Genomic DNA, 22,836 nt, shown 5'->3' with positions numbered 1-22,836 from the left:
AGATTCTGCTCCCTGATGCGGCTTGACCGGTAGTGCAGGGCCGCGGCCATACACTGAGGGCATGAACCTGGCCAAGAACCTGGTCGATATCGCCGTCGCTCCGGCCCGACTCGGTCTTGCCGCCGCGGAAGCAGGCCTCGACGTCGCCAACGGCGCGGTCGCGATAGCGCAACGAGCGGTCGGCCAGGCAAACGCGGGAGCCAGGGCTGGGTCCAACTCGTTGGCCCACATGCTCGGTATCGACGAGGCGGTCGAGCGGGCGAATCGCCTGGCCAGGCTGATGGACGAGGACCAACCGCTGGGCCGGGCACTGGCCCCGGGCGGACCCGTCGACCGGCTGCTGCAACCGGGCGGGGTGGTCGACAAGCTGACGATGCCGGGCGGTGTGCTGGACCGGCTGACGCAGGAAGACGGCGGCCTGATGCGGGCGATCGAGCCGGGCGGCCTGGTCGACCAGCTCCTCGACGAGGACGGCCTGGTCGAACGCCTTCTTGCCGAGGACGGGCTGGCAGACCGGCTGCTGGCTGAGGGCGGGCTGATCGACAAGCTGACTGCCAGGAACGGGCCGCTCGAGCAGCTGGCCGACGTGGCCGACACCCTCAACCGGCTGGCGCCTGGGCTCGAGGCGCTTGAGCCGACGATCGAGGCGCTGCGCGAGGCGGTCATCGTGCTCAGCCAGGTGGTCAACCCGTTGAGCAACATCGCCGACCGCATCCCGTTTCCCGGCCGCAGGCCCCGTGGCAGCAGGCCATCGACCCGCTCGGTGACATCCCAGCGCATCGTCGACGCCGACGAGTGACCCGATAAACTCGGATTACGCAGGCCTCCTTAGCTCAGTGGTAGAGCAACATACTTGTAATATGTAGGTCATCGGTTCGATCCCGATAGGAGGCTCCACTTCGGCGGCCCCGCTGTCGGTGGCCAGTCATACCGTCAGTGCATGAGGCACTGTCGCGGTTGCGGGTCCGAACTATCGAAACGCAGTCAAAAGGTTACTGCGGCAACGTATGTCAGGCCACGGCGCGGCGCGAAGCCAGCACGAAACTCTGGCTCAGGGCCGGTGACGCGCGGTTAGACGGACATCAGGGCCACTACCTCCGGCAGTGCCTCTTACAAGCCCAGGCAGGCTGTTGCGCAATCCGTGGCAAATCCGGGATGCCACCGGCCAGTTGTACTGACAGACATGTGCAGTAGCCCGCTACTGCGCCCAAAACGACCTTGCGAGGCGACAATCCGTAGGTGCCGGTACTGCAACTCAAGGGCGTCAATAAGACATACCGTCGGGGCGACGAGCAGGTGCGTGTGCTCGTCGACTTCGACTTCGAGTTGACGGCGGGCGAGTTTGTCGTCGTGACCGGACCGTCCGGGGCAGGCAAGTCGACGCTGCTGCATATCGCGGGCGGCCTGGATGCTCCCAACAGCGGCACAGTGTCGGTGAACGGCGACGACATGTGGGCCATGAGCACGGGCGCGCGGGCGGCGTTCCGGCGGCGCAACCTGGGCTTCGTCTTCCAGTTCTTCAACCTGGTGCCTGCGCTGACCGCAGTCCAGAACGTGTCCCTGCCGTTGGTGCTCGACGGCGTGCCCGCGCGCACCGCCGATGCCCGCGCCGAAGAGCTGCTGAATCGAGTCGGCCTCGGCGATCGCGCGCGATACCGTCCGGCCGAACTGTCGGGCGGGCAGATGCAGCGGGTGGCAGTGGCGCGCGCGCTGGTGGCCCGTCCGGCCCTCGTCCTAGCCGACGAGCCGACCGGAAACCTGGACAGCCACTCCTCCACCGAGGTGCTCGATGTGCTGCGCGCGCTCTCTGACGAAGAGGGCACGGCCGTCGTCATGGTCACCCACGACCAGGCCGCCGCCAGGTACGGCACCCGCCAGTTGCACCTCCTCGACGGACGCGCGTGCGATGCGGCGCCCATCGGCGAGCCATGATGCACCGGCTGCGCGCCGGATGGCTGACATTCCGGCGCATCCATCTCGCCGCGTTGATCGCCGACTGGCGCCGCACCCTGCTCAGCATCGTCGGCGTCGCACTGGGGGTGACGGTGGTGCTGGGCACGTTCATCCTGAAATCCGAACTGTCCCGCCCCTTCGACGCATTCGGCCCCGCCCTCACCCACGCCGCCGACAAAGGCGTCATCGAGGTGAGCCCTGTCGTCAGCGCCCGGCTGCCCAACGCCACGGTCGACCGACTGCGCGCCGAGGTGCCGGAAGCCCAGGCCGTCATCCCGATCGTCGCCGCCCTGACGCCTGTGAACGTCGCCGACGGCACCCACGGCTTCTTCCTGCTCGGGGGCTCCTGCCAAATCGAGTTACTGGTCGGCCCCTTCGACTGCGAACGACGAGCCCGCGGCGAGAAGCCTGCCGACGGACCCGGTGTGCCACTGCAAATTCCGGCGGTCATCGCCGAGCGCCACCGTCTACAACTCGGCGACGAGGTGCGGATTCCCGGACTTCCCAACGGCTCGGCACACGTGGGCTGGACGTTTCCCGAGTTCGACCGCGTCGAGGGCATCAACGACGGCTACGTTCTGCTGGCCCCTTCGGTCGATGTCGCAGCGCGCATGCTGTCCACGACCGGTTACGCCACCGCAGCATTCGTCCTGCCGAAGCCGGGCGTCGACATCGGCTCCGACGTCGACAGCGTCATCGCCGGCGTGGCCACCGCAGGCCCTCCCCGACCACACCTACCCGCCATCTTCGAAGGCGGCGTCCAGAATCTGAATCTCGGTGCGCTGGCAGGCATCATCATCGGCGTCCTCATCGCCGTCAACACCCTGCTGCTGGCCGTCGAAGACCGGCGAGCGGTGATGGGAACCATCGGCGCCATCGGCGCCAAGCCGCGAAGCCTGTTCGGCGGGATGCTGGCCGAAGGCGCCCTGGTGGGCCTGGTCGGCGGATTGCTCGGCGTGCCAACGGGTTTCCTGCTCGGCGCCTATCTGGTGGACAACTTCGGGAAATCCATGCTGGCCGGCTCCGGCGGCGCCATCGCTGCCAGCTTCACACCGAACCTCATCGGAATCGGGGCAATCGCCGGGATCGTATGCGGTGTTCTGGCGATGGCCGGGCCCGCCACCAGACTGGTCCGCGACGGACCGTTGGCGTCGATGGCGACCGCAGGCGGAGTGCAGCGGACCAGGACGATCCCGACCTGGCCGCTGATCGTCGGAATCATCCTGCAGGCGACATCCGTTGTGGTGCTGAGGATCTTCGAGGGCGGATCGCTGCCGCTGGGCGTCGGCATCAACGGTATGACGGTCGGGCTGTTCGGGCTGGTGTTGGTTGCGGCGTGGATCGCGCCGCGCGCCGGCGGCGTGCTGATCGATTTGTTCACCGTCGCGCGTCCGGCTGTCGGGCGTCTGCTCGGCGCCGATTTCAGGCGCTACACGCTACTGTTCGCATTCTCGGCTGCGCTTCTCGCCGAGGGCACCAGCTTCGCGATCGGCTCACACAGCATGCAGCTGCTCGGCACGAGTCAGATCGCCGCGCAGAAGGCCGACCGGCTGCCGTCTTCGTTGTTGATCACCGCCCAATCGGTGCTCGATCAGCGCGATGGCCGGATCTCGGACGCGGCGTTCGAGTTGGTCAGCGCCGCTGCACCGGGACGCGACGTGTCGCAGCGGTGGCGATCGATGATCGTCTCGTCAGGGACGTTGTCGCGCTTGGTCTTCGGTGTCACCCCCGGCGACCGTTACGGCCAGGGGCTTTTCACGCCGACCGGTGACGGTGACGCGTTCTGGCAGGGCCTGCGGGACGGGGAAGTGGGTTTGAGTGAGATCGCCGCCAACCGGCTCGGCGCCGCGGCAGGCGACACCGTCGAACTGCCCACCGTCGACGGGCCGAAGCGATATCGGGTCGCCGGGACGTTTCAGCCGCGAATGGTCAACGACTCCGCAGTCGGCGACATCGTCTTGGCCTCAACGACATTGGCGCGAAACGACTGGGCTGCCGTGCGTGACCAGGTGGCGGTCGCGTTCGCGTCGGCCGCCGACGCCACCGCCCATCGCGACGACTTCGCCAACCTCGGCGCCGATCTGCTGGTGTACGACGACGACCAGTGGCGGTCGGAAGCCAGCCAGGGCATCACGCGCTTCCTGAGGCCGTTGACGATGGCCGGGTACATCGTGATGGTGGCCGCGGGCCTCAGCGTGATGAACGTGTTCGTCCTCGGCCTCGTGCAGCGCAAGCGGGAGCGCGCCGCGCTGCGGGCGATCGGGATGACCTCCGGGCAGGAACAGGCCGTGATCGTCGCCAACGCAGGGCTGCTCGGCGCGCTGGCGGCGGCACTTGCCGTGCTCGGCGGCATCGGCCTGACCTATCTGTGGTCGCTGGGCTCACCCGTTTACTACGGCATCAAGATCGAATGGGGTGTGATGCAGCCGTCGCTGCGCATGGGGTTGGCGGTCCTGTTCGTGCTAATCCTGGCCGCCACCGCGTATCCGGTGATCCATGCGCGAAAGCTGGAGACGGTCGACGTGCTGCGAACCGTGTGAGCCCCTACCCGTGTAGCACCCGGTGCAGCTGCGGGATGTCGTCGTCTGCGCACCGGAACCGGTGCATGTGTTCGGACACCGCTGGCGTGCAGAGCGCCTGGAATTCCCTCGGCGGCAACGCTATCTGAAAAAGCATCCCGCGGCCGTCGACGCCGTCGACCAGGGCACCGAGCCCGGCGACGGGAAACTTCATCAGCAGCGTGCAGTAGGAGACGAACGTGTCTTCGAAATGGATCCGGTAAACACCGAAGCCGCTCAGGTTTGTGATGAGCGGGTTCCACCGGGCGGGATTGAATGCGGTGGAGACGCAGCGTACATCGCCCAGCAGGCCTGCGCGGTCCAGGAACTGTTGGTTGACGCGCATGTCGCAGTGCTCGGCGAAGCCGTTGACCGAGCGGCGTATGCGTTCGGCGGTCGAGCGGGCGTCCTGTCCGCGCTGCAGGTCCACATTCAGTGTCGTGACGACATTGCCGACCAGCATCGGATCGAGGCCGCACCGGTTTCGCGTATTCACCACGATCGCCAGCCGTCGATGATCCACTGCGGGGTCGGCCTGCATCAGGGCCTCGCAGACGTGCGCGCACACGACGGCGTTGCTGGACAGTCGCATACGGCTGCCGTAGGTGTCGCGCATGCGTTTGATCTCTTCTTCGCCGAAGTAGACGCTCAGGGTGCGCTGGCGTCGCGCGTCCTTGGCCAGATACAGGACGCTGCGCGCCAGTTCTGCTGGACCGAGGCAACGCACCCCGGGTTCACAAGAGCCGACGGCGGGCAGGTGCGCGTCGAGGTAGGCCGCGCGGTCGTCGACGAGCAGCGGCTCGGCGATCGGTTTGCCTTCAGCGGCGGCGACCCACGCATTCATGAACAGCATCGCCGTCTGCATGTCGCCGATCGCGTGGTGCCACGAGAATGCGATTGCGGTGGAGTCGTCGGCAAGGTGTGTGACGCGCACCTTGCACAGCGGGCCCCATCCCCATCGGGATGCGACGGCGTTGACCGCGTCGACGAGCCACTGGCCCCTGTCGTCGGCCACCGAACGCGCCGCCTGCTGCAGCGTGCCCTCGGAACGCGCACAGGTGAAGGGCACGCCTTGGCCTGCGCAGCGGATGCGCATCGCCCCTGCGTTGACGGCCATCCGGCCCGCAAAGAGGGGGAAGTAGTCCAACGCATGCGCAAGGGAACGGGCCAGCGCGGTGGTGTCGAGGCGCCGCTCGAAGAAGAAGATGAAGTGGACTGCCAGGTTGGCGACCATGGCATCGGCGGCGTTGCAACGAATTTCGCGGCGTTGCGCGTGCTCCGGTTTGATCAGTTGAGTTGACACAGCGGGCTACCTCCGGCGGCTCACAACGATGCGGCCCCCGAGTCTCGGGACGTGGGCGACGCCCCTGAAGCGGGGCTTCTCGTCGGGGGCGGCGTCGGTGTGTATCCGCAAGTGCTGCAACACCGTCCGCAGCACCACCTCCATCTCGGTGGTCGCGTATTCGGCGCCGATGCAGCGCCGCGCTCCCCCGCCGAACGCCAACCAGTGCCCAGCGGTCGGCCTGGCGTCGCGAAACCGATTCGGATCGAACACCTCGGGATCGGCATAGAGCGCAGGATTCTCGTGTATATCCACGATGCGCACAATGACATTGCGACCACAAGGAATTCGCCAGTTGCCAAGATCGAATCCAGGCGTGTGCACCCGTCGGCCAGCCACATCGATGACAGTGCGCACCCGCAGCAACTCCGAAATGGTGGCCCGTCGAAAGTCGCCGCCGCCGGCGTCGGCCTCGCGCACGAGTTCGGCCAGCACGTCGGGGTGGCGGCGCAACCGCTCGAACGCCCACGCCAGCGCGGATGCGGTGGTTTCGTGGCCCGCGCCGATCAGGGTGAGCACCTCGTCGCAGACGTCTTGCCGCGTCAACTGGCCGCTTCGCACCAACAGCGCCAGTACGTCGGTGCGGTCACCGAGATCGGAAGCGGCCCTGTCGATCAGCGCGCCCACGATGCGGTCGAATGCGCGGCGATACTCGTCCAACCTGCTCCACGGGGTGAGTCGGCGGACCCATGGTGGCGGCGCCGTCACGAACGCCAACCGCTGGCCGAGCGTCATGTAGGGCGGGATGAGCGCACGCAGCTGGTCGAGTTCGGCGCACTCGGCGCCGAAGATGGTCCGCAGAATCACGTTCAGGGTGATCCTCGTCATCGGCTCCAGGGTCCGGAACTCGGTATTCTCAGGCCAATTCGCGATTTCGCGGAGTGTCTGCTCCTCCACGATCGCCTCGGTGACTTTGAGAGCCCGCCCGTGAAACGCGGGCGCCAGCAGCCGTCGCCGTCCGTGATGGAACGCGCCGTCGAGCCCGAATACCGAGCCAGGCCCGAACCAGTTACTGAGATTGGGCTGCACGTTGACCATCGCATCGCCACGGGCGGTGCACACCGACCGCGCCAGAGGCGGGTCGGACACGATGACGGTGCGGCCGAAGAACGGGACGTTGATCTCGAAGAGGCGTCCGTAGCGCTTGATCCACTTGCGCATCGCCGCGCGCCGACAGATTGCGAACCCCACGCCGGCGACGAGCTTCGGCGACCGCACCGGCGGCGGACTCGACCGCTCCGGCGTCGGCACGTCGCACACGGAGGTCGTCGTCGCCGGCGGGGGCATGAGCGAAATCCTCGTCCGTGCGCGGCCCCACCGCCGCGGTACTCCACTACTGCACTTCGTCGCTACCCGCGCAGTACCAGGATGGCCTCAGCCGCGCAGGTCCCGGCGGGTCGGACCCTGCTCGCTGCTCGACACGCGCGGGTGCTGGTAGCAGGGCTAGGGGCTGGCGCTGATCGTCGAGCGCGGTACCGGCTGCGGGCCCTCAGCCTGCTGTTCCTCGGCCAGCCCGATGCACGCCCCGGCGTCGTGGCCGGTGCACGGAACGCCGTCGATCTCCGGGATGTCGGGATTGGCCGCGGTGGTGGTGAACCCGCTGCGGTCGGGTGAGAGGGGGACGAGGAACGGGACGCAGGACATCGTGTACACGTCTTGTTCCTCGCCGGTCGTGCATGCGGCGAGCGGCGTCGACTCGCCGGTCGTCGATGTCGCCATCACGGCGACCGGCCCGGCGACCGTGGCCAGCCCGAGGAAGCCGGCGAGGACAAGCCGTTGAGATGCGGATTGCAAGTTTGCCATGACTCAGAGTCTAGGGACGATCACGGCCGCCTCTCAGCCGAACAGCCCGCGTAATCACACGGCCGCGGATTCGCGGACCCAATCCTCGAACCGCGTCTCGTACAGCGTCGCGCCCTCGCCGGGTGTCAGTGTGTACTCGCCGACCGGTGCGCCCCAGTAGCCCGCCGCCGGGTCGGCCACCACGGTCCGGGGATCGTTCCGGGCGGCCAAGGCGGTTTTGATGAGTTCGTCGAGGCGGACGCGCTGCGGCCCACCGATTTCGGTGATGCCGTTGACCGGCGCGCTGACGGCGGCGCTCGCCACGGCCTGCGCGACGTCCGCCGACGCCATCGGCTGGAAGTAGGCAGGCGCCAGCCGCACGGTGTCGCCGTCGGTGGCCTCGTCGGCGATGCCGTTGACGAACTCGAAGAACTGCGTGGCGTGCACGATCGTGTAGGGAATTCCGGACTCGGCGATCAGCTGCTCCTGCGCCAGCTTCGCCTTGAAATAGCCGCGCGATTCCGCCAGTTCCTCGGTGCCGACGACCGACAGCGCGACGTGATGGCCGACCCCGGCGGCCCGTTCGGCGCCAAGCAGATTCGGGGTGGCGGTCTTGAAGAACTCCTGCGCGGCATCGCCGTCGAGCGACGGCGAGTTCGAGACGTCGACGACCACGCCGGCGCCGGTCAACACCTCGGCCAACCCCTCGCCCGTCAACGTGTTCACCCCGGTGTTGGGCGAGGCGGCGACGGCGTCGTGCCCCTGCTCGCGCAGCAGGCGCACGACCTTGGAGCCCACCAGACCCGTTCCCCCGATGACGACGATCCTCATGTCCGATCCTTTCTCGTTGCGCTGGACGGCGAGCCGTAGCCATCCAGTCGCCACCTAGGACCGCGGCGGCGGTCGATCCGTGACAGTCCGCCGCTGTCACATACCGGGCACCTGCCCTGTCCTAGGTGGAGAAGAACCGAACGACCGCGACAAGGAAAGGCGCCATGTCTGAGGCAGTATCGCGAACACACAGCACCACTTGGCAGAACGCGCTCACCGTCATCCAGGAGGCGACGCCGCCGTCGATTCCGCAAGGCGCGCATGCCATGACGGTCATCATCGAGTATCCGCCCGGCGACCCGGGTGCGCCGCCGCACCGGCACTTCGGCCCGGCCTTCGGGTACGTGCTGGAAGGCGAAATGCTGTTCGAACTCGAGGGCGAGGCGCCGCGCGTCGTCCGCGCCGGCGAGCCGTTCTGGGAGCCCGGCGGCGACGTCATCCACTACCAGGACGGCAACGCTCGCGACGACACCAAGCTGCGCTTCCTGGTGACGATGATGTGCACCCCGGACCAACCCATGCTCGTTCTTGTCGACGACGACGAACTCGCCGCGCGCCGCGACCGCCGCGTCTCGGCACAAGCCCTATGAGAGAGGCACTTTCATGTCGAAATTGTCGAAAATCCTGCTTCAGACGACGATCGCCGCGAACTCGGACGACTGGGACATCAGCCGCTTCTCACTGCTTGCTGACGAGCTAAGGGCGGCCGGACACGATGTGACCGCCCGCGACCGGGCGGCAGGGCCGGGCGACGACCCGGTTCTGAGCCGTATCGATGAACTCGACTACGACCAGCTCTGGTTGATGGCCGTCGACGTGGGCGATGGCCTCAGCCCCGGCGACGCCGAGGCCATTGTGCGGTTCCGCGCCCGCGGCGGCGGCGTGCTCACCGCGCGCGACCACCAGGACCTGGGCAGCTGCCTGCTGCGCCTCGGCTCGCTCGGCGCAATCAACCAGTTTCATGACCCCAGCGTCGATCCCCGCGCACTGTGCGATGACCAGGACACGCCGTCAATCTCGTGGCCCAACTACCACTCCGGCGCGAATGGGGACTATCAGCCGGTGCTGACCGACGGTCCCGTGCACCCGCTGTTGCGCAGCACCCGCAGCGCCAGCGGTCGCATCGAATGGTTCCCCGCCCACCCACATGAGGGGTCGGTGCGGGCGGATCTGCACTGCGCGGAGGTCCTCGCCGAGGGCCGAAGCGCCGCAACGGGTCGGCGGTTCAACCTCGCCGTCGTGCTCGACGGCGAACTCACCCCCGACGGCGTACCGATGGGGCGCGCGCTCGCGGCGTCGACTTTCCACCATTTTGCTGACTACAACTGGGACCTCGACCGCGGCGCCCCGACCTTCGTCACCGAGACGCCCGGCAGCCAAATCAAGACCGACCCGACCCGCCTCGAAATCTTCAAGGAATACGTTCACAACATTGCGATTTGGCTGCATCCGCAGTGCCGCCCCAGCTACCGCCTGCCCGCCCGCAGCGCGCGTCTCGACACCGCACAGCCTCACCTTTTGCTGTCGGACGGAGTGACGAATTAGCGGTTGCGCGTGCGGGAACCGCTGGGCGAGGATGAGTCTCGCTGGTTGGGGTGGCAGGCCGCGCGCGGCTCGGCTGCGCGAAGGCCTCCGCGCGGAAGCCGGCGACCCGGGTTTGACGAACCGCGGTGCCGGGTAAGCATCGCGCGCGGTGTGCAACGTGGCCCCGCCTAGCGTCACGGAACCTATATGAGGCGGTGGGGTTGAGTTCGATGGTCGTCAAGAGTTTGGTCGCTGCCACAGGAATCGCCGTTTCAATGCTTGCGAATCCGTTCGTCGGGATGCCTGCCGCATCCGCCGAACCCTGCCCCGATGTCGAGGTGGTATTTGCGCGCGGCACGTTCGAACCGCCCGGCGTCGGCGGCACCGGCCAAGCTTTCGTCGACGCGTTGCAGTCCAGGCTCGGTGGCAAGTCCATGGAGGTCTATCCGGTGAATTATCCGGCCTCCCTTGACTTCCAGACGGCCGCCAACGGTGTCATCGACGCGAGCAACAAGGTGCAGTCGGTCGCCGCGACGTGCCCGGACACCAAGATCGTCCTTGGCGGCTTCTCCCAGGGCGCGGCCGTCGCCGGATACCTGACCGCAGATTCGGTGCCAGCGGGCTATCAGATGCCCGCCGGGCTGACCGGCCCGATGCCGGCAGACGTCGCCGACCACGTCGCCGCGGTGGCGCTGTTCGGAAAGCCGTCGACGGGCTTCTTGCAGATGATCGCGAACACCGCGCCGCCGATCACGGTCGGCCACCTCTACGCGGACAAGACGCAAGACCTCTGCATCCCCGAGGACCCGATCTGTTCGCCTGCAGGCAGCGACAGCAACGCGCACAACCTGTATCCGGCCAACGGGCTGACCGATCGGGCCGCGCAGTTCGTCGCCGACAAGCTCGAGTCGACGACGGCTACCGAAACCGCTGGATAGCCGCGCGCCGGGTTCGCGCGAACGACAGCGCGAACTACAGGAAGTGGCGGTTCGACCGACCGACCAGGTATCCGGCCGGGAAGGACTTCTCGATCACCTGGCACTGGTTGTCGTGCAGACACTCCAGTTCCAGGACGACGCCACCGCCGTCGATGGGTCTTTTCTCCAGGACTTTGTAGTGCTGGCATCCGCCGTCGGCGTCATAGATCGGATCGCCGCACCGGACGCTCTCGATCGGCACTCGCTCTGCGTCATCGGGAGGTGAAGACATATCGACGAGGTTAGAGCCCGCGGGCCGGATTGTTGAACGAAAATCCTCGAAAACCCCGGCTGGTTGCGGCTAACTGGGCACCACGCCGCGCAGCCCGTCGGCGCCGAACATCGGCTCCAGCATCGACGAGTAGTCGGGTCCCCGACGCAGCATCATGCCGCCGTCGACATTGATCACCTGCCCGGTGACATAGCTCGATGCGTCGCTGAGCAGGAACACGGCCACGTTTGCGATGTCGTCGACTTCGCCCGGCCGCGGCAGCGGTGTGCACGCCGCGTAATCGTCGCTCAACTGCGGTATCTCGAAGACGGGCGCAACCAGATCGGTGCGGATGAGCCCGGGCCGGATGCAGTTCACCCGCACCCAGGACGGACCGAGTTCGTCGGCGGCCAACTGCATCAGGTGATCGATGCCGGCCTTGGCGACCCCGTAGGCGCCGAACCATCGGTGGGTGTTGCTGGCCGCGATCGACGAGATCCCGATGAACGACCCGCCGCCGCCACGAACCATCTCGCGCGCGGAGTGCTTCAGCATGTACATCGTGCCGTTGATGTTCAGGTCGATCGTGCGCCGCCACAGCTCGGAGTCGATCTGGGTGACCGGCCCGATCGTCTCGCTGCCGCCCGCGCAATTGACCACCCCGTGCAGCGTGCCGGTCCACGCGGTGGCGGCGTCGACGACCGCGGCGACCTCGTCCTCGTTGGTGACGTCGGCCGGCTGATAGCGCACCGAGCCGGCACCCGTGGCGCCTGCGCTGATCTCGTCGACGGCACCGGCCAGCCTGTCGGCGTTGCGGCCGACGATCAGCACGTTCGCGCCGGCGTCCACGGCCGCCGCGGCGACGCCCTTGCCGATGCCGCTGCCCCCACCAGTGACCAGGACGGTCTTGTTCGCCAACGAAAGCTGCACCGCAATCCCTTCTACGAACCCCGGCAAAAACTGGAACAGGTTCTCGTTATCGAATCACGCGCGTCAAGGGGTGTCGCGACGCGCAGGGGCGGGTGGGCCGAGAGTCCGCCAGTCCGGAACGTCGGGCGGCAGCCCGACCGGGTAGCGGTTCTCGTTGGCCGCCGCCCAGTGGGCATGCCCGAGTTCGTGGATGTGGAATGCGTGGCGCAGCGCCTCGGTGAAGCCCATGGCGTCGGAGGCGGCGTTGACCGAATCCTTCACCAGCAGCGCCGCCATCGTGGGCCGGTCGGCGATGCGGCGGGCGAATTGCAGGGTCTTCTCCTCGAGTTCGGTGCGCGGAAATACCTTCGAAACCATGCCGAGCCGGTATGCCTCTTCGGCATCGATCGAATCACCGGTCAGCAGAAGCTCTTTGGCTTTGCGGGCGCCGAATTCCCATGGGTGCGCGTAGTACTCGACACCGGGCATCCCCATCCGAACGGCAACCACGTCACTGAACTTGGCGTCGTCCGCAGCGACGATCAGGTCGCACGCCCAGATGAGCATCAGGCCTGCGGAGATGGCGTTGCCCTGAACCTGGGCGATGGTGATCTTGCGCAAATCCCGCCACCTGCGAGTGTTCTCGAAGAAGAAGTGCCACTCCTGCAGGTACGTGCGCTCGGCGATGCCGGACATCGTCGCGCCGTGTGAGCGGAATGTCGGATGCTGCGCAGGGCCCGGCTTGCGCTCTAGCAGCGCCTCCTCCGACCCCAGATCGTGACCCGCCGAGAAGTTCTTCCCACGCGCCGCCAGGATCACCACGCGGACGTTGTCGTCGGCCTCGGCCCTGCCGAAGGCTTCGTCCAACTGCACCAACAGTGTTCGCGATTGCGCGTTCTGCGCCTCGGGACGGTTCAGCCAGATCCGCGCGATCCGGCCGTCGTCGAGGGTTTCGTAGGTCACCTGCTCGGCCGGCTTCTGCGGGACCGATTCGCCGCTGTTTCCCTCCGGGCTAGCCACTGTGCCACCTCGTTTACGTTTGATGCGTCAGTTGTAATGCACCCTACGTGCCGGGGCGCAACCGCTGCCCAGTGGTGGGCGCACGGCCGCTACAGCGACCGTCCAGCACAGGCACAGCAACCTTTCAGTTGACTCTCAGACAGCGCCCACCTGGGCGGTTTCGTTCCGTCAACCCGGTTCGCCGGATGTACGATCACGTCAGCAGATGCTAAGTCTTACTGCAATTTCGGACGAGGCATAGGCAGGAAGCCGGTGGATGACAGCCAGCTCGCTGACGGCGTCCGATGGCTTCCCAGACAACACGGCCAGCAAACTAGAGAAGGCACAGAAATGGCTACGCTCCATCCACCATCCAGACGATTGCTCCTCGCGGGCGGCTTCGCCGTTGCGATCGCCGCCGCACCGGCGGCTGCGGTGTTCGCCGTCGCCGGCGCCGGTGATTCGGCTCCGACAATCGCCGCCTGTCCAGGCGGCGAAATCGAGGACCAGTTCACCAACGTTTGCGTGCCCGATCTGGTGCCGAATTCGCCGTCGCCGCAATTCACAAGCACATCACCCGTCGGCGGGCTCCCCGAAATCAGCGGTATCCCTTGCACCGGACAGAACACCGGCCAGTGCATCGGCTTGGCCGAAGAACAACAGGCCGAAGGCCCGGCCGTGGTTCCGCATTCGGAGGTCAGCGCAAGCCCCTAATTCGGCGTGAAATGCGATAACGGCAGGGCCGGACACGTTTTCGTGTCCGGCTTTACCGTTTTGTGACGTTTCTTTCGGCAATTTCCATCGTCACGAGTCGGGGCATTTTCCCAGGAAACCCTGGGAATGTATGCAGATATCATCCAGTTTTCATACAATCGCCTCGACGATATCTGTCAGTGAACCTACAGAAAGCGTGACGATGGCAACCCTGAAGTTTTCCGTGAGACGAGTGATCACTGCCGCTGGTTTTGCTGTTGCGGTAGCGGCGGCGCCGGCGATCGCCTTCGTCGCGACACCCACTCCGGCCGCCACGCCGATGGCCCAGTGCCCTGCCGGCGAGGAGCCTGACCTGTACACCGCGCAGTGCGTCCCGCACCTGGTTCCCAACGCTGGTGCTCCTTATCAGGCGATCGGCGGCAATCCCAACATCCCCGCGGTGACGGTCCCCGGCGGCGGCGGCGCGGGCATCCCGTGCACCGGGCACAACACCGGCGAGTGCATCGGCCTTGCCGAGGAATCGCAGGCCATGGGGCCACAGCCGGTGCCGCACTCCGAGGTCGGCAGCAGCCCGACGGTGCACGGATCGACCGGCAACATCGGCTGACCCGCGACTACCGCGAACGGCGCCCGGCCTGGCCGGAGATAAGGTGGTGTCATGGCTGCAAAATCTGATCCCGCCGATATCGGCGAAGTCGAACCGCTAGCCGACAGCACCGCCCGCCAGGCCAGGCGTGTCGTCGCCGCATACGCCAACGACGCCGACGAATGCCGCATTCTCCTGTCGATGCTCGGCATTGGACCGGCAAAGCTCGAGGCATAAATGACCTCGGAGGGCGGCCAGAAAGTCGTCTCCGGGAATTCTGACTTTGTCGTCGTGGCCAACCGGCTGCCGATCGACATGGAGCGGTTGCCCGACGGAACCACTCGGTCGAAACGGAGTCCTGGCGGGCTGGTCACCGCCCTTGAACCGCTGCTGCGTCGGCGTAAAGGCGCGTGGATCGGCTGGCCGGGCATTCCGGACACCGACGAAGAGCCGTTCGTCGAGGACGACCTGCAGTTGTATCCGGTCAGCCTGTCCGCCGAGGACGTGGCGATGTACTACGAGGGGTTCTCCAACGCCACGTTGTGGCCCCTCTACCACGACGTCATCGTCAAGCCGATCTACCACCGCGAGTGGTGGGACCGCTATGTCGAGGTGAATCGGCGCTTCGCCGAGGCGACCGCGCGAGCCGCCGCGCAGAACGCGACAGTTTGGGTCCAGGACTACCAGCTGCAGCTGGTGCCGAAGATGCTGCGCATGCTGCGGCCCGACCTCACCATCGGGTTCTTCCTGCACATCCCGTTCCCGCCGGTCGAGCTGTTCATGCAGATGCCGTGGCGCACCGAGATCATCGAGGGGCTGCTCGGCGCCGATCTGGTCGGGTTTCACCTGCCCGGCGGCGCGCAGAACTTCCTTTTCCTGTCGCGGCGTCTGGTGGGGGCCAACACTTCCCGCGCTTCGGTCGGTGTGCGGTCGCGCTTCGGCGAAGTCCAGATCGGCTTCCGCACCGTGATCGTCGGCGCTTTCCCGATCTCCATCGACTCCGGCGAGCTGGACAGGAAGGCCCGCGAGAGATCCGTCCGGCAACGTGCTCGCCAACTGCGCACCGAGCTCGGCAATCCGCGCAAGATTCTGCTGGGTGTGGACCGCCTCGACTACACCAAGGGCATCGACGTTCGGCTGAAGGCCTTTGCGGAGTTGCTCGCCGAGGGCCGGGTCAAACGCGATGACACCGTGCTCGTGCAGTTGGCCACCCCGAGCCGCGAGCGCGTCGAGAGCTATATCGAAATGCGCGAAGACATCGAGCGCCAGGTCGGCCACATCAACGGCGAGTACGGCGAGGTGGGCCAGCCGATCGTGCATTACATCCACCGGGCGGTCCCGCGCGATGAGCTGATCTCGTTCTTCGTCGCGGCCGACGTGATGCTGGTGACGCCGCTGCGCGACGGCATGAATTTGGTGGCCAAGGAGTACGTCGCCTGCCGCAGCGATCTCGGCGGCGCGCTGGTGCTCAGCGAATTCACCGGCGCGGCGGCCGAATTGCGGCAGGCATACCTGGCCAACCCGCACGACCTCGAGGGCGTCAAGAACGCCATCGAACGAGCACTGAACCAGACCCCCGAAGAGGGCAGGCGCAGGATGCGCGCATTACGCAGGCAGGTGCTCGCTCATGACGTCGACCGGTGGGCGCGGTCCTTCCTCGACGCGCTGGCGTCGACGCGGACGGATGCGCAGAAGGCCTCCGGCGTCAGATCGGTGTGATGTAGTTGATCAGCCACTGGCCGTCGACCTTGACGTAGTCCACCTTCAGCCGACTGCCGTCGTACACCGGTTCCTTCGACTTGTCGGTCACGGTGCGGTTCAGATACACCATCACCGAACCTGAATTCCGTTCTGCGGCCAGAACTCCCACCCCGACTGTGTTGGCCTGGCTGACCAGCTGCCGTTCCCGCGCCTGCGGGATGATGTCCTTCATGGCGCGGTCCTTGAACTCCTGACGGTAACTGGGCGTCAGCAACGGATAGATGTCGTTCAGCGTTCGCTCGACCGTCTGATAGTCGTAGCCGAAGACCTTCGGGATCTGCTCCTTGGCCTTGTCGGCCAGGATGACGCGGGCGTCCTTCTCGCCCTGGATCTCCACGCCGTTCCAGTAGAACCAGCCGCCTACGCCAGCCAGCGCGACGAACCCGCACGCCAGCAGAATGACCAGTGCGGCAACAAGTTTCGATGTACGGGTACTCACTAGTTGCCCCCGTCGGGGTACTTCAGGTCGTAGAACGTCATGCGACCGTTGTCGTCCTCCTGCACCGTGACGCGGAGTCGGTACGGCTGCGACGGGGCGTTGTTTCCGTCCAGATCGGTGACCGTCACCCGCACCGCCACCAGAACGTCGGCCCTCCTGCCGGTTTCATCGACCTTCTCCAGCGCGGCGCCGTTGACCACGGCCTCGGCGCTGGCATTAGTGTCGCGGAACAACAGCTTGAGGTTCTCGGCGTTCTCGCCCTGGCTCATCATGTCGCGCAGCGGGCCGCTGGTGCTGTTGACGAACCGGTCGACGCTTTCGTCGATGGTGTCCTGCGTGTAGCTGAACATGTTCACCACGAACTGCGACGCGGTGTCGACGTACTTCTGGTTGTGCGCCGCGCCGGCTTCCTCGTCGCGCTGATGGTTGACGGTCAACGCGACGACGGCGCCCAATGCCAGCACGGCGACGAGCACCGCGATGCTCGACACCAGGGCGACCAGGCTGCGGTGGGGTTGCCGCCGCGGCGGCGGGCCCGCAGGCCGCGTCAGCCGCACCTTGACGGTTTTCGGCGGCTCGACCGGCACCCCGGTCGGCGTGGCCGCCGCACCATTCGCCGGTCCGGCCGCACGGAAAGCACGACGCCTTCCCGCCGGCTTCGGCGATGGTCGCGTCGAAGCCGTGTTCTCTGCCATCTACGCCTGCCTTGGAGCCAACATCAGATCAACCCAGTTCTCTGCGGGCGCCAGTTTGTCAGTTCCCCCCGCGAACACGCCAGTTTCCCCGGCTGGGTCGACGAACTTGCCGTTCTGGTCATAGGTGGCGCTGGCCATCGGCGGCGCCTCGGCCGGCAGCGGGGGCGCTTCCGGCGGAGCAGGCGCAGGCGCCGGCGGCGGCGCACCCTCGGGTGGTGGCGGCGGCGTTCTGCCGTACGGCGGCACCACCTGATCCGGCGGCGCATAGAACGGCAGCGGGGGCGGCAACGGCCCCGGCTCGTTCGGCGGCACAGGCAGCGGGTACGGGGCGTGCGGCGCAGGACCTGGCCCCGGCGGGACACCCGGCGGCAGCTGCACCGCCGGCGGCCCCGGGTCCGGGTCGACCTCCGGCGGAATGTAGGGAAACTTGTTCTGCGGCAGCGTCATCCGCGGATCGGTGATCGGTTCGCTGCCGTACGGGATGGGCGGGCCGCGCCACGGATTACTGCCGATCGGCACGTATCCCTTGGGATCGCGGCACAGCTGGATCGTCGGCGCCCGCTTGCCGGGGAACTCCTGGCAGGGGTAGTTGCGCGCGCCACGCACCACCGACGGGTCGTTGTGGGCGACCTTGCAGTACAGGTCGGGCGGCAGTTCGCGCAGCGTGGTGTCGGCGGGCGACCTGATCTGGGTGGCGGGCAGGAAGCCGACCGAGCAGGGCGGCGGGTCCTGCAGGTGGATCTTGAAGTCCAGCTTGCCGCCTTCGTCGGCGGGCACACCGCCTGCGACGGTGCTCAGCGCCGCCATCAGCGCCGGGAAGATCACCAGCGCCTGCTCCAGCGACTTGTTGTAGATCACGCCGATCCGGCCGAAGTTAGCCAGGTTCGCCGCCAGCACGGGGAACGACGGCCGGATGCCGCTGAACGTCTCGTTGGCCGCCTCCGTGGCGCCTGGCACGGTCTGCAGGGTGGTCCGCAGTTGCGGGTCGGCGTTGGCCACCTCGCCGGTGAGGCGGGCCAGGCCGTCGGCCAGCGATTTGATGTCGTCCCCGCCGCGGATCTGCGCGTCGAGGAACGGGCCCGCCTGGTCGATCAGTTGACTGACCTGCCCGTAGTTGTTGTTCGCCTCGTCGACCAACAGCCGCGACGACTGGATCAAGCGCGCCAGTTCCGGCCCCGACCCGTTGAACGCCTTGAAGGTCTCGCGCAACAGGTCCTGCAGTCGGCTGTCGCTGACGCTGGCGACCAGCCTGTCGGCCTCGTCCAACAGCCCGGCGATGTCCTGGCCGATCGCGGTGCGGTCCTGCGGGATCGAGGCGCCGTTGCGCAGCTTCTGCGACGACGGGTCCTCCGGCGGCACCAGGTCGATGTACTGCTCGCCCACCGCGGAGACGCTCTTCACGGTCGCGGTGACGTTGTCGGGCACCGGTGTGCCGCTGTTGAGCCGCATGTGCGCGACGACGCCGTCGTTGGTCAGCCCGACCGATTCCACCCGACCGATCGTCACCCCGCGGTAAGTGACATTGGCGTTTTCGTAAATGCCGCCGCCGGCAACGAAATTCGCGTCCACCCGGTAAGCGCCGATACCGACGGCGGCGGGCAAATGCAGGTAGAAGATCGAGATGGCGCTGACGGTGAGCACCGTGACGATCGCGAAGATCGACAGTTGAAGACGAGTCAGCCGATCAAGCATCAGGGCCCCTCGTCGTGTTGGGTCGCAGACCCCGGCGGGATCTTGAACGGGTCGGCCGCCTGCCCGGACAGGTTGGCAAGGGACCCGGTGAGGAAGTCGGGCGGGTTGATGATCTCGCTCATGTGGGCCATGTTGCTGTCCAATCCCCACGAGGTCGTGAAGATCGATTCTCCGATGCGGCGCAGTGTCAGGTCGAACGTCGTATACACGTTCAGGTAGTCACCGCGTACCGCCCGACGCAGGTACTTGTAGTGGAACGGGAACGTCGGCAGGAACTCGAGGTCCTTGATCAGGTAGTCGACATTGTCGTTGAGCGACTTGATGATCGGGAACAGGTCCTTGAAGTTGGCCGCGAAGTCGTCCTTTGTCTTGGCCAGGATGTTCGACGCGATGGTGGCAAAGCGTTGCAGCGCCGCGAATGCGTCGACGATGTTGCCGCGGTTCTTGTTCAGCACCTCGAGCGCGGCGGGCAGCGTGTCGAGGGTGCGGCCCAGATCGTCTCTGCTGTTGGCCAGGATCCCGGCGAACCGGTTCAAACCCTCGGCGGCCGCGATGATGTCGTTTGTCTGTTGATCCAGCGACGCCGTCAGCTCGGCCAGCCGGGGAACCAGATCGGTGAAGCTGCCCTGACGGCCTGCCACCGCGTTGTACGTCTCGTCGGTGATGTCCTGCAGCGCACCAAGATTGCCCTTGTTCACCACGACGCCGAGCGACGAAAGCACCTCCTCGGTGGTCGGATACCGCCCGGTGCGGTCCAGCGGGATCTGCGAGCCGTTCTTGAGCTGACCGACCGGCTTCTCGTCCACCGGTGCGGACAACTCGATGTGCTGCGACCCCAGCAGCGAGGTCTGCGCCACCTTGGCCGTCGCGTTCTCGGGCAGCTTGACGTTGCTGTCCAGCGACAGTTGCACGGCCGCGTAGAAGGTGCCGTCGGGGCGCTGCACGGCGTCGACGCCGGAGACGCTGCCGACGGTCACGTCGTCGACCATCACCGGCGAGTTCTGCGGCAGCGTCGCCACGTCGGGAAGCTGCACGGTGATCTTGTACGAGCCGGGGCCGTGGCCCGCGGTGCCGGGCATGTTCAGCGAGTTCAGCCCCCCGAACGAGCAGCCGGCCAGCAGCGTGGCGCCCGCCGAGATCGCGACGGTGCGCCGGGCGGCACGGAATGTTGTGGTGCGCAACGACTTACTCATCCCCCACCTCCTTCGGCGGGCAGCGGAGCGGGTGCGTTCGGGTCGGCCGGGCCGGGCGCCGGACCGGCGTCGGGTCCCGGCGGCGGCGCCGCTTCCGGGCCTCCCGCGTGCGAGGTCGACTCCGCGGGCGGCACCATCAGCGAGCTGAGGTCGGTCGCATCCGACGGCTTCGGCGGTGTCACGCCGGGCGCGGGCTGCCACTGCAGGTACGGCACCGGAGTCTTCGCCTTCGCCTCGGTCTCCGGGGTGTCGTAGATGATCTGGCCCTTGTAGGCGGTGATGCTGTTGATCGGGTGGAACAGCAGCGGCGGGAAGTTCATCGTGATGCGCCGCAGCACCGGACCCATTCGCTGCCTGCAGATCTCGGCGCGCTTGTAGTTGTCGGTGGACGTGCCCGCGTCGAACACACCGCCGCAGATGAACTGCACGGGGTTGGCGAAGTTCGGCAGGGTCAGCAGGCCGCCGACGGTGCCCTGGGCCGGGTTGTAGATGTTGTAGAAGTTGGCCAGGCCGTTGGGCGTGATGTGCAGGATCTGCTCGATGTCGTCGCTGTGCTCGGTGAGGATGTTGGTGAAGTCGGTCAGCTTGTTGACCTGACCGATCAACGCCTCGTTGCTGTCGTTGAGGAAGCCGCGCACGTCGGACAACGCCTGATTGAGCGTGCCGAGCGTGTTGTCCAAATCCGCTGAGCTCTCTGCCAATACCTGCGACACCGACGCCACGTGGTTGGTGAACTGCACGATCTGTTCGTTGCTGTTCGACAGCGCGTTGACCAACACCTGCAGATTTCGGATGGTGCCGAACAGGTCGGTGCGGGAGTCGCCGAGCCGGCCTGCCGTCTGCGACAGCTCCCGCAGCGCCTGCCGGAACGAGTCGCCGTTGCCGTCGAACGTGTCGGCGGCCTGGTTGACGACGGCGCTCAGTGGACCCTGCAGGGAGCCGTCCTGCGGGCCGAGTTCGCGGCTCAGCGCCGTCAGCTGTTCCTTCACCTCGTCCCATTCGACGGGAACTGCGGTGCGGTCGAGGCCGATGCTGGCGCCCTCCGACAGCGTCGGACCGCCGGTATAGGCCGGGGTGAGCTGAATGAAGCGGGCCGACACCAGGTTCGGGGAGATGATCAACGCCTTCGCGTCGGCGGGAACCTGCACTCCGTCCTTGACGGTCATCGTGATCTTCACATCGCTGGCCCGCGGTTCGATCGAGTCGACCTTTCCCACCGGCACACCGACGATGCGGACGTCGTCGCCCGGATAGAGACCCACTGCGGACGTGAAGTAAGCGATGATCTTGTGCCCGGTGCGGGCGGGCCACACCAGGTACACACCGACGGCGAGGATCGCGACCAGCACGGCGGCCAGCGCGATCCGCAACCAGCGGCTGCGGTCTCGGGACGAGTTCGCGTGCGTCATGGTGACTTCGGCCTGATGATCAGTCGTTCCGAGATGTAGCCCTTGAGCATGTCGGAGAGGCTGTCGGGCAGCTTGCCGGGCTGGAAGTAGGTGTCGAACAACACTTCCGCGATCGGGGCGGGCGGCAGGCCGTACAGGTTGATCTGGAAGCCGGGACCCGAGCCGACCACCTCGCCGAGCGCGGTCGCATACGGCGGCAGCCGCTTGAGCGCCTCGCTGATGTGCTCGCGCCGCTCGAGCAGGTTGTCCAACACCAGGTTCATCTTCTCCAGCGCGGGCTTGAACTCGCGGCGGTTGTCGGCGACGAACCCCGAAAGCTGTTCCGACACATCCTGGATGCCAGCGATCAGGTTGGACAGCGCCTGGCGCCGCTCGTCGAGCGCAGCGAAGAGCAGGTTGCCGTCCAGGATCAGTTTGTTCACCTGCTCAGAGCGCTGAGCCAGCGTGTCGGACACCCGCTTGGCGTGCGTCAGCAATGTTTCGAGGGCCTCGTCGCGCCGGTTGAGGCTACGGGACAGGTTCGTGACGCCGTCGAGCGCGCTGCGCAGGTGCGGCGTGGCGTCCCGCAGCGAGTCGGTCAGCGTCTGCAACGCCTGCTCGAAGCGCGGCTTGTCCAGTGCGGCGACATTCTGGCCGAGATCCTGCAGCGCGGTGTTCAGCGTGTAGGGAGTCGTGGTGCGGCCCAACGGGATAACGGTGGATGACCCGCCGCCGCGCGGAGTGACCGCGAGCGACTTCTCGCCGAGCACGGTGTCGGTCTTGATCGCGACGAGCGACTGGTCGCCGACCTTGACGTTGCGGTCGACGGTGAACGTCACCTTCGCGGTGTCGCCGGCCAACTCCACGCCGGTGACCTTGCCGACATTGATGCCGGAGACGTTGACGTCGTTGCCGGGTGAGATGCCGCCCGCATCGGTGAAGTACGCCTCGTAGGGCTTACCCTGCGGCCAGAACGGCAGGCTGGTGTAGCCGAACGACACCAGCACCAGGCACGCCACCAGGACGATGCCGAAAATGCCGGTGCGCAACGGGTTTGCGCCGTCGGGCCTAGCCATCTTCCGAGCACCTCCCCTTCGACGGATCGGGCGGCCCACCGAACGGAACCAGGATGTCGCTGCCTGCGGGCCCGTTGATCTTCAACCTCGTCGAGCAGTAGAAGATGTTGAAGAACGAGCCGTACGCGCCTAGGAGCCTGCTGAATTAGTGGCTTTGGGGGCGGGGTGCCTCAAAGCGCTCTGTGGCGCGTGTGTTCAGTCAGACC

23 protein-coding genes, 1 tRNA gene and 1 pseudogene are annotated in these 22,836 nt (G+C 66.7%); 11 read left to right on the top strand and 14 right to left on the bottom strand.

The features are described from left to right. Positions 1 to 61 precede the first annotated feature (61 nt). The 4 genes from CQY20_RS20055 to CQY20_RS20035 all read left to right on the top strand — a co-directional run bounded on the left by CQY20_RS20055 (position 62) and on the right by CQY20_RS20035 (position 4,493). Positions 62 to 799, top strand: a complete 738-nt coding sequence (locus tag CQY20_RS20055; RefSeq protein ID WP_097941838.1) for a hypothetical protein — start codon at positions 62 to 64, stop codon at positions 797 to 799. Positions 800 to 822: 23 nt separating this feature from the next. Continuing rightward, positions 823 to 897 (top strand) — tRNA-Thr (locus CQY20_RS20050). Positions 898 to 1,239: 342 nt separating this feature from the next. After that, entirely contained in the window at positions 1,240 to 1,932 is a 693-nt protein-coding gene (locus CQY20_RS20040) for an ABC transporter ATP-binding protein (protein ID WP_097941837.1), read from the top strand. Further along, positions 1,929 to 4,493 (top strand): FtsX-like permease family protein, encoded by a 2,565-nt coding sequence (locus tag CQY20_RS20035; protein ID WP_097941836.1) that lies wholly within the window; start codon positions 1,929 to 1,931, stop codon positions 4,491 to 4,493. The genes CQY20_RS20040 and CQY20_RS20035 overlap by 4 nt, the downstream gene beginning before the upstream one ends. Positions 4,494 to 4,497: 4 nt before the next feature. On the opposite strand, the gene CQY20_RS20030 is transcribed toward CQY20_RS20035, so the two are convergent. The 4 genes from CQY20_RS20030 to CQY20_RS20015 all read right to left on the bottom strand — a co-directional run bounded on the left by CQY20_RS20030 (position 4,498) and on the right by CQY20_RS20015 (position 8,466). Further along, positions 4,498 to 5,814 carry an acyltransferase gene (locus tag CQY20_RS20030; RefSeq protein WP_097941835.1) on the bottom strand — a complete coding sequence of 439 codons (1,317 nt, stop codon included), beginning with the start codon at positions 5,812 to 5,814 and terminating at the stop codon, positions 4,498 to 4,500. Positions 5,815 to 5,820: 6 nt separating this feature from the next. After that, positions 5,821 to 7,140: a cytochrome P450 gene (locus tag CQY20_RS20025; RefSeq protein ID WP_097941834.1), complete on the bottom strand. Its 1,320-nt coding sequence runs from the start codon at positions 7,138 to 7,140 to the stop codon at positions 5,821 to 5,823. A 156-nt stretch (positions 7,141 to 7,296) separates the two neighbouring features. Further along, on the bottom strand, positions 7,297 to 7,656 hold the full coding sequence (locus tag CQY20_RS20020) for an intersectin-EH binding protein Ibp1 (protein WP_097941833.1): 360 nt from the start codon (positions 7,654 to 7,656) through the stop codon (positions 7,297 to 7,299). A 54-nt stretch (positions 7,657 to 7,710) separates the two neighbouring features. Continuing rightward, positions 7,711 to 8,466 (bottom strand): SDR family oxidoreductase, encoded by a 756-nt coding sequence (locus CQY20_RS20015; protein WP_097941876.1) that lies wholly within the window; start codon positions 8,464 to 8,466, stop codon positions 7,711 to 7,713. 164 nt (positions 8,467 to 8,630) lie between these two features. Here CQY20_RS20015 and CQY20_RS20010 point away from each other — a divergent pair, with 164 nt between their 5' ends. The 3 genes from CQY20_RS20010 to CQY20_RS20000 all read left to right on the top strand — a co-directional run bounded on the left by CQY20_RS20010 (position 8,631) and on the right by CQY20_RS20000 (position 10,928). Next, entirely contained in the window at positions 8,631 to 9,056 is a 426-nt protein-coding gene (locus tag CQY20_RS20010) for a cupin domain-containing protein (RefSeq protein WP_097941832.1), read from the top strand. 13 nt (positions 9,057 to 9,069) lie between these two features. Next, positions 9,070 to 10,011: a hypothetical protein gene (locus CQY20_RS20005; protein WP_234816328.1), complete on the top strand. Its 942-nt coding sequence runs from the start codon at positions 9,070 to 9,072 to the stop codon at positions 10,009 to 10,011. A gap of 254 nt (positions 10,012 to 10,265) precedes the next feature. Then, positions 10,266 to 10,928, top strand: coding sequence for a cutinase family protein (locus CQY20_RS20000; RefSeq protein ID WP_272938823.1), 663 nt, complete (start codon positions 10,266 to 10,268; stop codon positions 10,926 to 10,928). 34 nt (positions 10,929 to 10,962) lie between these two features. Here CQY20_RS20000 and CQY20_RS19995 read toward each other — a convergent pair whose 3' ends face one another. The 3 genes from CQY20_RS19995 to CQY20_RS19985 all read right to left on the bottom strand — a co-directional run bounded on the left by CQY20_RS19995 (position 10,963) and on the right by CQY20_RS19985 (position 13,107). Next, complete coding sequence (locus CQY20_RS19995; protein ID WP_097941830.1) at positions 10,963 to 11,199, bottom strand: hypothetical protein; 237 nt, start codon at positions 11,197 to 11,199, stop codon at positions 10,963 to 10,965. A gap of 69 nt (positions 11,200 to 11,268) precedes the next feature. Further along, positions 11,269 to 12,108 carry an SDR family oxidoreductase gene (locus CQY20_RS19990; protein ID WP_097941829.1) on the bottom strand — a complete coding sequence of 280 codons (840 nt, stop codon included), beginning with the start codon at positions 12,106 to 12,108 and terminating at the stop codon, positions 11,269 to 11,271. A gap of 63 nt (positions 12,109 to 12,171) precedes the next feature. Then, a complete protein-coding gene (locus CQY20_RS19985; RefSeq protein WP_097941828.1) occupies positions 12,172 to 13,107 on the bottom strand; it encodes an enoyl-CoA hydratase in 936 nt (311 codons plus the stop codon). Between the two features lie 330 nt (positions 13,108 to 13,437). Between CQY20_RS19985 and CQY20_RS19980 the strand changes: the two genes are divergently transcribed. From CQY20_RS19980 to CQY20_RS19965, 4 genes are all read left to right on the top strand, one after another. Then, entirely contained in the window at positions 13,438 to 13,800 is a 363-nt protein-coding gene (locus tag CQY20_RS19980) for an intersectin-EH binding protein Ibp1 (protein ID WP_097941827.1), read from the top strand. A 202-nt stretch (positions 13,801 to 14,002) separates the two neighbouring features. After that, a complete protein-coding gene (locus CQY20_RS19975; protein WP_097941875.1) occupies positions 14,003 to 14,407 on the top strand; it encodes an intersectin-EH binding protein Ibp1 in 405 nt (134 codons plus the stop codon). A gap of 51 nt (positions 14,408 to 14,458) precedes the next feature. Further along, entirely contained in the window at positions 14,459 to 14,623 is a 165-nt protein-coding gene (locus tag CQY20_RS19970) for a hypothetical protein (protein WP_097941826.1), read from the top strand. Beyond that, on the top strand, positions 14,624 to 16,105 hold the full coding sequence (locus CQY20_RS19965) for an alpha,alpha-trehalose-phosphate synthase (UDP-forming) (RefSeq protein WP_097941825.1): 1,482 nt from the start codon (positions 14,624 to 14,626) through the stop codon (positions 16,103 to 16,105). Here CQY20_RS19965 and CQY20_RS19960 read toward each other — a convergent pair. The 7 genes and pseudogenes from CQY20_RS19960 to CQY20_RS35560 all read right to left on the bottom strand — a co-directional run. Continuing rightward, the gene (locus CQY20_RS19960; RefSeq protein WP_097941824.1) at positions 16,092 to 16,586 is read right to left on the bottom strand and encodes a mammalian cell entry protein; all 495 of its coding nucleotides are present in this window, start codon (positions 16,584 to 16,586) and stop codon (positions 16,092 to 16,094) included. The two genes, CQY20_RS19965 and CQY20_RS19960, sit on opposite strands and share 14 nt — an antisense overlap. Beyond that, entirely contained in the window at positions 16,586 to 17,281 is a 696-nt protein-coding gene (locus tag CQY20_RS19955) for an Rv1363c family protein (RefSeq protein WP_097941823.1), read from the bottom strand. Before CQY20_RS19955 ends, CQY20_RS19960 begins: the two co-directional genes overlap by 1 nt. Further along, complete coding sequence (locus tag CQY20_RS19950; RefSeq protein ID WP_097941822.1) at positions 17,282 to 18,973, bottom strand: virulence factor Mce family protein; 1,692 nt, start codon at positions 18,971 to 18,973, stop codon at positions 17,282 to 17,284. After that, positions 18,973 to 20,166 (bottom strand): MCE family protein, encoded by a 1,194-nt coding sequence (locus CQY20_RS19945; RefSeq protein WP_097941821.1) that lies wholly within the window; start codon positions 20,164 to 20,166, stop codon positions 18,973 to 18,975. The genes CQY20_RS19950 and CQY20_RS19945 overlap by 1 nt, the downstream gene beginning before the upstream one ends. Then, positions 20,163 to 21,575, bottom strand: a complete 1,413-nt coding sequence (locus CQY20_RS19940; protein ID WP_097941820.1) for a virulence factor Mce family protein — start codon at positions 21,573 to 21,575, stop codon at positions 20,163 to 20,165. The genes CQY20_RS19945 and CQY20_RS19940 overlap by 4 nt, the downstream gene beginning before the upstream one ends. Continuing rightward, positions 21,572 to 22,630, bottom strand: coding sequence for a virulence factor Mce family protein (locus CQY20_RS19935; RefSeq protein ID WP_097941819.1), 1,059 nt, complete (start codon positions 22,628 to 22,630; stop codon positions 21,572 to 21,574). The genes CQY20_RS19940 and CQY20_RS19935 overlap by 4 nt, the downstream gene beginning before the upstream one ends. Then, positions 22,623 to 22,763 (bottom strand): annotated as a pseudogene (locus tag CQY20_RS35560) (mammalian cell entry protein); the annotation flags it as partial. The gene CQY20_RS19935 and the pseudogene CQY20_RS35560, both read right to left, overlap by 8 nt. Positions 22,764 to 22,836: the final 73 nt, after the last annotated feature.

Source organism: Mycolicibacterium agri (genome assembly GCF_002553505.1).
In the GTDB taxonomy this organism is placed as follows: Bacteria; Actinomycetota; Actinomycetes; order Mycobacteriales; family Mycobacteriaceae; genus Mycobacterium; species Mycobacterium agri.
The sequence above is the reverse complement of the archived record's forward strand: the minus strand, read 5'-3'. Positions and strand labels throughout refer to the sequence as shown.